Origin of the sequence: Hufsiella ginkgonis, from assembly GCF_009834915.1 — a bacterium.
Taxonomy (GTDB): Bacteria; Bacteroidota; Bacteroidia; order Sphingobacteriales; family Sphingobacteriaceae; genus Hufsiella; species Hufsiella ginkgonis.
The window spans coordinates 383,934-395,787 of sequence record NZ_WVHS01000005.1 but is presented as its reverse complement, the minus strand read 5'-3'; the positions used below and the strand labels follow the sequence as shown (position 1 = coordinate 395,787).

At 53.3% G+C, this 11,854-nt stretch carries 10 protein-coding genes; 7 read left to right on the top strand and 3 right to left on the bottom strand.

The genetic code is table 11. The annotated features are described in order from the left end of the window. Nucleotides 1–18 precede the first annotated feature (18 nt). The gene (locus tag GS398_RS20445) at nucleotides 19–2,847 is read left to right on the top strand and encodes an alpha-L-rhamnosidase (protein ID WP_160908675.1); all 2,829 of its coding nucleotides are present in this window, start codon (nucleotides 19–21) and stop codon (nucleotides 2,845–2,847) included. A gap of 79 nt (nucleotides 2,848–2,926) precedes the next feature. On the opposite strand, the gene GS398_RS20440 is transcribed toward GS398_RS20445, so the two are convergent. Next, entirely contained in the window at nucleotides 2,927–3,793 is an 867-nt protein-coding gene (locus GS398_RS20440; protein WP_160908674.1) for a class I SAM-dependent methyltransferase, read from the bottom strand. 76 nt (nucleotides 3,794–3,869) lie between these two features. Between GS398_RS20440 and GS398_RS20435 the strand changes: the two genes are divergently transcribed. The 5 genes from GS398_RS20435 (at nucleotide 3,870) to GS398_RS20415 (ending at nucleotide 8,869) form a co-directional block, all read left to right on the top strand. Next, a complete protein-coding gene (locus GS398_RS20435) occupies nucleotides 3,870–4,199 on the top strand; it encodes a cobalamin B12-binding domain-containing protein (protein ID WP_160908673.1) in 330 nt (109 codons plus the stop codon). 81 nt (nucleotides 4,200–4,280) lie between these two features. Then, the gene (locus GS398_RS20430) at nucleotides 4,281–4,850 is read left to right on the top strand and encodes a DNA-3-methyladenine glycosylase I (RefSeq protein ID WP_160908672.1); all 570 of its coding nucleotides are present in this window, start codon (nucleotides 4,281–4,283) and stop codon (nucleotides 4,848–4,850) included. A 37-nt stretch (nucleotides 4,851–4,887) separates the two neighbouring features. Beyond that, nucleotides 4,888–7,353, top strand: a complete 2,466-nt coding sequence (locus tag GS398_RS20425; RefSeq protein ID WP_160908671.1) for a S9 family peptidase — start codon at nucleotides 4,888–4,890, stop codon at nucleotides 7,351–7,353. Nucleotides 7,354–7,582: 229 nt separating this feature from the next. After that, a complete protein-coding gene (locus GS398_RS20420; protein WP_160908670.1) occupies nucleotides 7,583–8,128 on the top strand; it encodes a peroxiredoxin in 546 nt (181 codons plus the stop codon). Between the two features lie 156 nt (nucleotides 8,129–8,284). Next, nucleotides 8,285–8,869: a carboxymuconolactone decarboxylase family protein gene (locus tag GS398_RS20415; RefSeq protein ID WP_160908669.1), complete on the top strand. Its 585-nt coding sequence runs from the start codon at nucleotides 8,285–8,287 to the stop codon at nucleotides 8,867–8,869. A 3-nt stretch (nucleotides 8,870–8,872) separates the two neighbouring features. Here GS398_RS20415 and GS398_RS20410 read toward each other — a convergent pair whose 3' ends face one another. Both GS398_RS20410 and GS398_RS20405 read right to left on the bottom strand, forming a co-directional pair. After that, nucleotides 8,873–9,571 (bottom strand): class I SAM-dependent methyltransferase, encoded by a 699-nt coding sequence (locus GS398_RS20410; RefSeq protein WP_160908668.1) that lies wholly within the window; start codon nucleotides 9,569–9,571, stop codon nucleotides 8,873–8,875. A 13-nt stretch (nucleotides 9,572–9,584) separates the two neighbouring features. Further along, the gene (locus GS398_RS20405; protein WP_160908667.1) at nucleotides 9,585–10,400 is read right to left on the bottom strand and encodes an SDR family oxidoreductase; all 816 of its coding nucleotides are present in this window, start codon (nucleotides 10,398–10,400) and stop codon (nucleotides 9,585–9,587) included. A 104-nt stretch (nucleotides 10,401–10,504) separates the two neighbouring features. On the opposite strand from GS398_RS20405, the gene GS398_RS20400 reads away from it, so the two are divergent. Then, nucleotides 10,505–11,737, top strand: a complete 1,233-nt coding sequence (locus tag GS398_RS20400; protein WP_160908666.1) for a DUF2264 domain-containing protein — start codon at nucleotides 10,505–10,507, stop codon at nucleotides 11,735–11,737. The last annotated feature ends 117 nt before the right edge of the window (nucleotides 11,738–11,854 follow it).

The window sequence follows — 11,854 nt, the reverse complement described above, 5'->3', positions numbered from 1 at the left end:
ATTATCGTATTCCCTGGCATGAAAAAGCTGTCGTTTCTGTGGTTGCTGTTGTTGTGTATAATCCCCGGGCTGTTTGCGCGGCAACCGGCGCTGCGCGCCGTTTATCTCCGTACGGAATATAAGATCGACCCGGTAACCGATGCCACGCGGCCGCGGTTGAGCTGGGAGCTGCGGTCGGAGTTAAGAAACCAATGGCAGTCTGCTTACCAGGTGGTGGTTGCCAGTTCACCGGCACTGCTGGCACCGGGCAAGGCCGATCTCTGGGATCCCGGTATGGTTAAAACTACCATAACCAACCAGCTGGAGTATGGTGGAAAACCGCTGGCATCCCGCCAGGTATGTTACTGGAAGGTGCGCAGCTGGGACAAAAATGGTGTTGCCGGTCCCTGGAGCCCGATAGCCCGGTGGGAAATGGGTTTACTTAAAGGCAGCGACTGGCAGGCAAGCTGGATCGGCAATGACCTGGATTCGCTGGGCAGGGGCAAAGTATATCACCTGCCACCGGCGCCTTATTTCCGCAAAGAGATAACGTTGAAAGGAACGGTAAAGCGCGCGCGGTTGTATATCACGTCGCTGGGACTTTACGAGGTACGCCTGAACGGTAAACGCGTGGGTGCCGACTACTTCACACCGGGGTGGACAGACTACCACAAACGCGTTTATTACCAGGTATATGATGTCACGGCGATGCTGGCGGCTGTTTCCACCCTCTCCGCCATCGTTGCTGACGGATGGTATGCCGGTTACCTCGGGTACGCTCTCCTGGTAAACAATCCTGTTAAGCGAAACTTTTACGGCAGGGTTCCCCTGCTGAAAGCACAGCTGGAAATAGTATATACCGATGGGCGGACCTCCATGGTGGGAACCGACGGAACCTGGAAAACCAATTACGGCCCCGTGGTGGAAGCCGATATCCTGAACGGGGAAACCTATAACGCACAGCTCGAATTCCCGGGGTGGGACAAGCCCGGTTATCCCGCGAAAGGCTGGAAAGCCGCCGGGGTTTACCCGGACCTTCCTTCGCGTAAGCTGGAGGTTTACCCCGGCAACCCCGTGCGGATCCTGGAAGCGCTTCGTGCGAAGAAGGTAACTGCGCGGCCCGGTGGAAAATATATCATCGACCTCGGGCAGAACTTTGCAGGCAGCATCCGCTTAAAGGTAAAGGGACGCGCCGGCGATACCATCTCGCTCCGTTACGGGGAAGTGCTTTTCCCGGAAGGCGGGCTCATGACCGGGAACCTTCGCATGGCAAGGGCTATGGATACGTATATTCTTAAGGGCGATCCGGCGGGCGAGACCTGGGTGCCCGCTTTCACTTACCATGGCTTCCAGTACGTAGAAGTAACAGGTTTAAAGAGAACGCCGGGGTTGGATGTGATCACGGGCCTGGTTATGGGCTCGGATACGCCGGTGGCCGGGTCGCTGGTAACCGACAACGCCCTGGTAAACCAGCTGTACCACAACATCGTATGGACGCAGCGATCGAATTATTTCGATATCCCCACTGATTGCCCGCAACGGGATGAGCGGTTGGGGTGGACCGGTGATGCACAGGTATACATCCAGTCGGCGACCTTTAATAACGACATCGCAGCATTTTACAATAAATGGCTGGTGGATCTCAACGATGCGCAGCGCGACGATAATACGTACCCGATCTATGCACCGGCGCCCCAGGTAAGGGCTACGGATCAGTACTCGCCCGGCTGGTCGGAGGCCGGGATTATTTGTATGTATCATATGTATAAAACGTATGGCGATACGAAAATGGTCCGGCAGTTCTGGCCCAACATGGCGAAATATATGCAGTTCCTGGAGGATAAGAGTAAGGGGCGATACTATTTCCCTGAAGCCAGTTTCGAAGATATTTCTCCGAAAGGCGGATTTGGCGACTGGCTTTCGGTAGGTAAAAAAACACCTCCCGACCTGCTGGCTACCCTCTATTTCGCGCAATGTGCCGCCATGATGGCCGAAATGGCCCGCGGAACGGGGCTTGACAGCGAGGCCGCGCGTTACCACCAGGTGTTCTCCCTGGTAGCTGCACGGTTTAAGGAGCATTATACAGACCCGGCAGGAAGATTTAAAACCAACGCAGCAGCTTACGGCGATGGAAACGGGTATGTAGACGGGGCGATGGGTTTCGACGGCCATACGCAAACCGCGTACGCCAACGCCATCTATACCGGCGTGCTGGATGGTGCCGGGAATGAATACGCCGGAAATCAGCTTGCCGGCCTGGTCAGAGAAAATGGCGGGAAACTCAGCACCGGTTTCCTGGGTGTTAAACCGCTGCTGCCCGCGCTTTCGGCCACCGGCCATAGCGATGTGGCGTACCGGCTGCTGCTCAGCACCGAATACCCTTCCTGGGGATTTGAAGTGATAAACGGCGCCAATACTATCTGGGAACGTTGGAACAGTTACATTAAAGGAACAGGATTCGAAAATAACGGGGGTATGAACTCCTTTAACCATTATGCCTTCGGATCGGTGAACGAGTGGCTATTCGGCAATATGGCCGGCATCCGCCTGGCGGCACCCGGGTATCGCACTTTCGTGGTCCGGCCTGAGATCGCCCCTGCGGAGATCGGCAAGGTGCGGGCCAGCTACCATTCTATCAACGGAGAGATCGTTTCAGCCTGGCAGAAGTCGGGTAACAGGCTGCTGATAGAGGTTGTGATACCCGTTAACACCCGGGCCACCGTGTTCATTCCCGCCCCGGCTGCCGAAAATGTGACAGAGAGCGGCAAACCGGTAGTAAATAACCGCGACATGAGGGTAAGCGGTATACAAGGCCAATACCTGGTATTGGAGCTCGGTTCCGGGAAATACCGGTTCGAAGTGCGTTGAGGGCAACCTATCAGCTACCGGCAGACGTATCAATGGTAGTTTCATATTCACGGGTTCGCCGGAGTTGGCGGTAACGAGGTTATTCAGTACCATGACCGCGTTTAAAATGGAGGCCATAGATCACCGCACGGCCCTTGTATTTTTCATATACCGGCAACGCATGCCGGCGGGCGTAATAGTGTTTCATAGACTCGTCGATGGTTATTTCCTTCCATTCGGCCAGCCGGAAGCCGTGTTCCTGCAGGATCTCCGCAATCCTCGGCACGGGATGTACATAATTCTGTACGGCAATGGTAGTTTGCCTGTGACTGAACGTACGTTTGCCGCCGTTTTCCAGGATCTCCGGGTGAAAGTCGGTGATCACGATCTCGGCATCAGGCTTTGCAATGCGGCACCAGGCGCCCAGCGCGGCCTCTATGCCGGGGATATGCGCCATGGTAAGTGTGGATACGATCACATCAAAGGACCCGTCAGGCGTGTCGAGCAGCAGGTCGTTTTCTATGTGACGAACTTTCGCCAGGGGGAACTTATTTTTAAGTTTTTCCAGCATGCCCGGAGAAACATCGAAGCCGGTAACAGACCGGGGCATTCGCTCGAACAGCTTCGGCCAGTGCCGCCCGGTGCCGCAACCGATGTCGGCTACATGCTTACCGGTAAGATCGACGCGGCTGATGAACCCCGATGATAGTTTTTCGTCGAGGTCGAGCATGAGGTTACCGGACTGGAAGTCGTAGCTTTCCGACCAGAGGTCGTAAGCCTCCCCGGCACTTTTTTCAACCACTGCAGCGCCCGGCTTTACAAAGCCCCGTTGGGTTTTAAAATTTAACCACAGAAAACGGAGGTAAAACGCCAGGAGCTCAGCTAGTCTTCTTAGCGACTGAAAGATTTCGGTGGCCCGTAATGTAATACCCTTTTGTTCTCCGTGGTTAAAGTTTATCGCTCTCATACTTAATTATTACGCGGCAAATTTTCGAAAGGTTGTCTCAGGTATTAAATGATCGATAAACGGTAAGTATGACTGGGTGATAGTTGACGGCAACTGCGAAGCCGATCCCTGGCATAAGATCGAAAGCTATCTCCGTACCGGCGAGTTCAAATACCTGGGCTTTACCATGATGCCAGGGCCGCAGCTCAGGCAGGCGGTGGAGTTGTCGAAAGCCGTTAAGCGGCACTTCCCGGGGACGTTTATGGTGTGGGGCGGGTATTTTCCAACTGAACGGGTTTTATCCCATCACCAGGTCGTGCCTGTTTACGAAGCCCGGTGGAAAGCCAAGTCGGCAGAGAACGTGTACACGGATGTGAAATACATCAAGGATAAATGGGCTGCCAACGCCATGCGTCGCTTTCGCTGATCCGTGCATCGGGTTGTAAAGTGGAGGGTTTTACAATGGGATACGGAGACAGGGATTGGATTGGTTGCCTATATTTACCGGATGGAAGCAAATACTGAAATTACCCGTTGCCGTTGGTGTGGTACGGACCCGCTTTATATGAAGTACCATGACGAAGAATGGGGCCGGGAGACACATGACGATAAGGTGCTTTTCGAGTTCCTGGTGCTCGAAGCGGCACAGGCTGGCCTGAGCTGGATCACCATCCTTCGCCGCCGCGCGAACTACCGCAAGGCCTTTGCCGGTTTCGATGCCGTGAAAATTGCCAACTTCGACGAACACGACCAGGAACGCCTCATGAACGATGCAGGTATTATCCGCAATAAGCTAAAGATCATGGCAGCCATCAGCAACGCGAAGCTGTTCCTGCAGGTGCAGCGCGAATTCGGGTCGTTCGATAAGTACCTGTACTCTTTTATGCCCGGCAATAAGCCGATCACCACGCCGCCTGAGGACCGTGGCGGGATCAGGCCCAGCACAGAGATTTCCGACGCCATCTCTAAAGACATGAAGAAACGTGGTTTCAAGTTTTTTGGCACCACCATTTGTTATGCACACATGCAGGCTACCGGTATGGTGAACGATCATGTGCAGGCGTGCAGTTTCAGGTAGAAACTATTATATTGTCCGTTCGATTAACTTCCCGATAATGAAGAAACTTTTACTCATCTTATTAGTGGTATCTGCCGGCATTGCCCGGTCGCAAACCCTCGACAAATTAACGGTTGAAAAGATCATGCGTGATCCTGTATGGATGGGCACCTCGCCCGATAACGTCCGCTGGACCGATGATAGCAAGAAGCTCTATTTTAGCTGGAACCCGGAGAATGCCGACAGGGCGCCGCTTTACGCCATTACGCCGTCTGTGCTAAAACCCGTAAAAGTAAGCGACGCCGAACGCAACGCCGTGCTGCCGGCCGCGGGCGTATTTAACAAAAAACTGACCCAGAAGCTCTACGAGCGTAACGGCGATCTTTTTATCGTAGACGTAATTGCCGGTGTTTCGCGCCAGCTAAGCAATACCGTAGAGCAGGAAAGTAACCCAAGATTCAGCTTCGACGAAACCAAGGTGCTGTTTATGAAGGGCGATAACCTGTTTTCCATGAATTTAACCGGCGGAGAGCTGGTGCAGTATACCAACTTTACCCGCCAGGCTGCCGGTGCAGCACCTGCACCGGTTGCCGGTGCGGGCAGGGGCCAGGGCGGTGGTTTTGGCGGTGGCGGCTTTGGCGGCAGGCAAGGAGGCGGTGCTGCCGGCCAGGCACAGTCAGGAGGCAATAAACAGGATACCTGGCTGCGGAACGAACAGTTAGGATTATTTGAGGTGATCAGGGAAAAAGACAAGGACGCTAAAACGGCTGCCGCTGAAAGAAGAAGCCTGCCGGTTGTTAAAAGGCCTAAGGAAATCGCCCTGGGCGACCGTACCGTAAGCCAGGTGACATTGAGCGGCAATAACCGGTTTATTACCTACCGGCTTACCAGGATGCCTGAGGGTGGAAAGTCTACCGTCGTGCCAAGCTATGTTACGGCATCCGGCTATACCGAGGACCTTCCTTCGCGCGCTAAAGTGGGCACGCCGCAGCCAACTTACGAATCGTATGTATATGACACGCTGCGCGATACCGTTTATTCACTGGTGCTAAAAGATATTCCCGGGATTAAGGACCTACCGGATTATGTAAAAGATTACCCCAAACAGCTGGAAGACCGCAAATCGCTCAATGCAGACCGGGCGGTAGTGATCAACGGACCCGTGTGGAGTCCCGACGGCAATTATGCCGTAGTGATCATAGGCGCACAGGATAACAAAGACCGTTGGATCATGAAGCTGGACCCGGTAACCGGCAAATTGAGCCTGATCGACCGGCAGCGCGACGAAGCCTGGATCGGCGGCCCCGGTATCAGCGGCCAGTTCGGCGGCGGTACCGCGGGGTGGACAGATAACCAGCATTTCTTTTTCCAGAGCGAGGCGACCGGTTATTCGCACGTTTACCTGGCCGACGTAGTTACCAACAAGAAAGTAGCCGTTACCAGCGGGAAATGGGAAGTGCAGTCGCTGCGGTTATCAAATGATAAAAAACATTTCTATTTCACCGCCAATATACAGCACCCAGGCATTACGCATTATTACAAGGTGCCGGTTACGGGTGGCACGCCCGTGCAGCTTACCACCATGAAGGGCGGCAACGAGGTGTCGCTTTCTCCCGATGAAAAGTGGCTGGCTATCCGTTATTCCTATTCCAACAAGCCCTGGGAGCTGTACGTACAGGAAAATAAGCCCGGCGCTGCCGCCGTACAGGTGACCAATTCCACCACCGGGGAATTCCGGTCGTATGCGTGGCGCGACCCGGAGATGATCTCGTTTAAAAACCGCTACGGAGCCGATGTGTATGCACGCCTCTATCAACCTAAAACTCCCGATCCGGCCAGGCCTGCGGTAGTGTTCGTACATGGTGCAGGTTATCTTCAAAATGTGCATTATTGGTGGAGCCAGTATTTCAGGGAGTACATGTTCAATAATTTCCTGGCCGATAACGGGTATACCGTACTCGATATCGATTATACCGGAAGCTCGGGCTACGGCCGCGATCACCGTACCGGTATCTATCGCCACATGGGCGGAAAAGACCTTACCGACCAGGTGGACGGCGTGAAGCTCCTGGTGGAAAAATATGGTGTAAACCCCAAACATGTAGGGCTCTACGGCGGTTCGTATGGCGGATTTATTACCCTGATGGCGCTTTTCACCGAACCCGATGTTTTTGCATCAGGCGCAGGCCTGCGATCTGTTACGGATTGGGCACATTACAACCACGGGTATACGGCCAATATTCTCAACGAGCCCTATAATGACGAGAAAGCTTACCAGCAGAGCTCGCCCATCAACTTCGCCGACGGCTTGAAAGGACGCTTGCTGATGTGCCACGGGATGGTGGACGTAAACGTGAATTTCCAGGATGTGGTGCGTCTCTCGCAGAAGCTGATCGAGCTTAAGAAAGATAACTGGGAGCTGGCGGTTTACCCGGTGGAAGATCATGGGTTCACCGAGCCGTCGAGCTGGACAGACGAGTACAAGAGGATCTATAAGCTATTTGAAGAAACCCTGAAGAAGTAGCGCCGGTACGAGACCGGCCCGATTGTAAGCAGACGCATACAACCGCGGAGATCTTGTGCCGTTACGTTACACACTTCAATAGCTGTAAAATATTTATGATTATGTTATAGTTTCCATCTATCATCTCATCAATAAAAAGTATCAGATTAACCTTGCCCGTTATTGCGCTGCTAATCATTTAGGTGTACCTTTGCCAAAATTTAAATGCTGATACTAAAATTTTAAAATTATGTTAACGATAGGACAGAAATTCCCTTCATTTGAGAAAACCGCAGTGGTGAGCATCGAGAAAGGCAAAGAGTTTGAGACACTTACCTCCGGGTACCTGGTGAACGATGACAACGTATGGACCGTGATGTTTTGGTGGCCAAAAGACTTTACTTTCGTTTGCCCTACCGAAATTGCAGAATTCAACAAGGCTTATGGCGAGTTCCGCGACCGCGACACCCGCCTGATCGGTGCTTCAACCGATTCTGAATTCGTACACGCCGCGTGGAGAAGAGACCACGAAGACCTGCGCGATCTTAAATTCCCTATGCTTGCCGACACATCGAAATCGTTAGCGGAAGAACTTGGCATCCTCGAGCCAAAAGAAAAGATCGCTTACCGTGCCACGTTTATCGTCGATCCGCAAGGCATCATCCGCTGGGTCTCTGTAAACGACCTGAATGTGGGCCGTAACGTAAAAGAAGTGCTGCGTGTACTCGATGGTCTGCAGACCGACGAACTTTGCCCATGCAACTGGGAAAAGGGACAGGAAACGCTGACTGTATAACGAAACCTTGTTGGGAGCAGGGAACAGGAATAGAGAATAGAGAATAGGAAACAGAGAATAGAGACTTTGCGCTCCCGATTTCCTATTCTCTATTCTCTATTCTCCATTTCCTATTCCCCATTTCCTACTCTCTGTTTTCCTATTCTCCATCCCCCCATGAACGAATCTACCGAAGTAATCAACGAAATTCTTTCCGGTTTCGATACCGATATCAATTACCGCAACGCGAGCCTCAGCCTGCTCGAAACCGGCGAATCGCGTTACCTGCGCGACCTGAAACTTAACCTTAACAGTACGTTGGCTTCTGAGCATTTATCGGCTAAAGAGATTGGCCTGATCGGTGTAAGCATCGCCGTCAACAACGTGAACAAGCTGCTCACTGATTTTTATACCAAATTTGCCGCTACGGCAGGTGCCACAACCGCCGAGATCGCCGAGGCCGTAGCCTGCGCATCGCTGTTATCGTCTAATAACGTGTTTTACCGCTTCCGGCATTTCACGCAGAAAGAAAAATACGGCCGGATCCCGGCCAGGATCCGCATGCAGATCATGGCGAAACCGGTAACGGGCAAGGAGTTTTTCGAACTGCTGAGCCTTGCTATTTCGGCGGTAAACGGCTGCGAAATGTGTGTGAACGCCCACGAAGATTCGTTGATCAAATTAGGTACTACCGAAGAGCGGATCTTTGATGCCGTACGGATCGCCTCGATCATTACGGCTACAGGGAAGGTGATTTATTAGTTGTCAGCTGTCAGCTAATAGCAGCGTAGCTAAATAGCCATCCTCGTCATTCTCCGCGGTCACCTCTACTTCCCAGCCTGCCTCGTTGGCTACTTTTTTTAAGGTTTCCCGGTCGACGTAGAGCCAGCTGAACCAGTCCGAAAGCTCTTCTTTATACCTGTATCGGTAGGCGATCTCCCCATAATATTTATCTATAGGAAGATCGCCTTCATATAAATAGGCAATATCCGACGAATCGAACAGGAGCTTTCCTCCGGGTGATAAGAGGGTGCGCGCGTGGTCGAGAAAACGGCGCAGGCCTTCCAGGCTGCCGCACAGGCCGATGCCGTTCATAAGCAGCAGCAGCGTGTTGAACCGTTGCCCGGCGAACGCGAAAATATCATGTTGGATCACGTCCCTGATGCCGCGGTGTCGCATTACTTCACAGGCTGGCCCGCTGATCTCCAGGGCGGTAACCCTCATCCCGGCGTCCTGCAGCGCGAGGCTATGGCTGCCCGCACCCGCGCCGATATCGAGCACATGACCGCGACAAGCCCCGATGGCGTCCCATTCCAGTTCCGGCATGTCCGGCGGCGCCCTGAAATAGATCGCTGTATCCATTTCCTCCGGTTCGCCATAATGGTTCAGGATCCAGAGCGTTGCGGCTTCACCTGTAAAGTGAAAATCGTGGATGGCCCTTCCGATGGGATCGCTTCCTGCCATGTGTTAAGAGAGCTTAAACACCGCTGAATACGGAGAACCCGCCATCTATGGCGATCACGGAGCCGGTCACGAATTTTGAGGCGTCGCTTAGCAGCCACACTAGTGCGCCGACCAGTTCTTCCGGGTCGCCCAGGCGTTTAAACGGCGTGTTCTGTACGATCAGGTTACCGCGTTCGGTAAAACCGCCATCTGGTTGGGTAAGCAGTGCGCGGTTCTGTTCGGTGAGAAAAAATCCAGGAGCAATGGCGTTCATACGGATGGCATCGCCATACCTGTTGGCAAGCTCGGTGGCGAACCAGCGGGTATAGCAGTCGATCGCTGCTTTGCCCATGCTGTATCCCAGTACGCGGGTAATGGCCGACTGCGAGCTCATGGAGGAAATGTTCACGATGCTTCCGCTTCCCGTTTTCCGGATACTTTGGCCAAATACCTGGGTGGGCAGTACTGTTCCCCAAAGGTTCAGGTCGAGCACCTCTTTCATTCCGTCCATGCTCAGTTTAAAGATATCTTCGCCTGGAGGGAGGATCCCGCCGGGACGATTACCGCCGGCGCCATTTATCAGCCCGTCGATCCTGCCGTAGCGTTCCCACACCAGTTCGTTGGCTGCCTGCAGTTCGGCCTCGTTGGTTACATCGGCGATCAGTGCCACGGCCTGGCCGCCATTTTCGTTCACGAGGCGGGCGCGTTCTTCGGCCACGTCGCGGTTACGTCCCAGGATCCCTACGATCCCGCCCGCGGCGGCGATGGCCTGTATAAACGAATTACCCAGGATGCCGGTACCCCCGGTTACTATTATTACTTTGTTCTTTAAAGAGAAAATATCAGCCATAAATGTGTTTTTACCTTGTATATTTAAAAATTAACCAATGATAACCGGGAGCCCAAAAGTCGTAATTTCCGGTTAAGTATCAACCTAATTAGTTAAGGTATCGTATGAAAGTGATCGTTTATATAATTGCGGCCCTGTGCCTATCCGGGCAGGTGCAAATTGCAGGCGCACAGTCTCCTTCGCCGGAAGGCAAAGCGGAACGAGAATATTGTATAAAAACGTTAACCCGGATAGCCGATCCGCTGCTTGTCGCCCTCAGCCGCAACGAGCTAAAAAAGACGATGCCCGTGGAAGCCAGGGACCCCAAAGATCGTGCAACGGTTACGCACCTCGAAGGATTCGGACGGCTCCTGGCGGGAATGGCGCCCTGGCTCGAACTCGGTCCTGACGATACGGCGGAAGGCAAGCTCCGCAAGAAGTACATCGACCTCGCGGTAGTCGGTATCAAGAATGCGACCGATCCGGCATCGCCCGACTTTATGAACTTTAACCGCGGGGGGCAGCCGCTAGTAGATGCCGCCTTCCTTTGCCAGGCATTGCTGCGTGCGCCTAAGCAGTTGTGGGGCAATCTCGACGATGTCAGCCGTAAAAACCTGGTCGCCGCGCTTAAATCATCAAGGGTAATTACGCCGGGATACAATAACTGGCTGCTGTTTGCCGCTACCGTGGAGGCGGCCTTGGAGCATTTCGACCATTCGGGCGATAAGATGCGCATCGATTATGCCATTAAGTCGCACCTGCAATGGTACAAAGGCGATGGCGTATATGGCGACGGACCGAATTTTCATTGGGATTACTATAACAGTTTCGTGATCCAGCCGATGCTGGTTGAAGTGCTGGAGGAAACCCGGAATACCACGCCCGATGCCAAACGCACCTACGACCTTATTACGGAACGTGCACGCCGTTATGCCGCTATCCAGGAACGGTTAATTTCGCCGGAAGGTACTTACCCCCTTATCGGGCGATCCATCGCTTACCGTTTCGGCGCTTTCCAGGTCCTTTCGAAAATGGCATTGATGAAGGCGCTTCCCGCGAACATAACCCCGCAACAGGTGCGGTTCGCCTTATATACCGTGATTAAGCGGCAAATAGAAGCGCCCGGTACCTTTGACGCTGCGGGCTGGCTGAGGATCGGTTTTTACGGTTCGCAGCCTAACCTGGGGGAAAACTATATTTCTACCGGCAGCCTGTATCTCTGTTCGCAGGCTTTCCTGGTACTTGGCTTACCGGCTACGGATGCGTTCTGGATCGCACCCGACGCTGATTGGACCGCCCGCCGGGCCTGGAAAGGGGAAGAGGTGGATATCGACCATGCGATGACGGAAACACGTTAGCGGTTAGACGCGCACCCATTTCACCGGTAAATTTCCCGATTTCACCGCTTCCCGTCTGCAGTTCACCAACCTTCCGTTGGCCTGAGCCTGGTTTCGCTATACTTTTGAATCATCAAA

Coding starts and splice junctions, on each gene's coding strand:
- GS398_RS20445 (WP_160908675.1), top strand. CDS start 19: ATGAAAAAGCTGTCGTTTCTGTGGTTGCTGTTGTTGTGTATAATCCCC.
- GS398_RS20440 (WP_160908674.1), bottom strand. CDS start 3,793: ATGAGAGCGATAAACTTTAACCACGGAGAACAAAAGGGTATTACATTA.
- GS398_RS20430 (WP_160908672.1), top strand. CDS start 4,281: ATGGAAGCAAATACTGAAATTACCCGTTGCCGTTGGTGTGGTACGGAC.
- GS398_RS20425 (WP_160908671.1), top strand. CDS start 4,888: ATGAAGAAACTTTTACTCATCTTATTAGTGGTATCTGCCGGCATTGCC.
- GS398_RS20420 (WP_160908670.1), top strand. CDS start 7,583: ATGTTAACGATAGGACAGAAATTCCCTTCATTTGAGAAAACCGCAGTG.
- GS398_RS20415 (WP_160908669.1), top strand. CDS start 8,285: ATGAACGAATCTACCGAAGTAATCAACGAAATTCTTTCCGGTTTCGAT.
- GS398_RS20410 (WP_160908668.1), bottom strand. CDS start 9,571: ATGGCAGGAAGCGATCCCATCGGAAGGGCCATCCACGATTTTCACTTT.
- GS398_RS20405 (WP_160908667.1), bottom strand. CDS start 10,400: ATGGCTGATATTTTCTCTTTAAAGAACAAAGTAATAATAGTAACCGGG.
- GS398_RS20400 (WP_160908666.1), top strand. CDS start 10,505: ATGAAAGTGATCGTTTATATAATTGCGGCCCTGTGCCTATCCGGGCAG.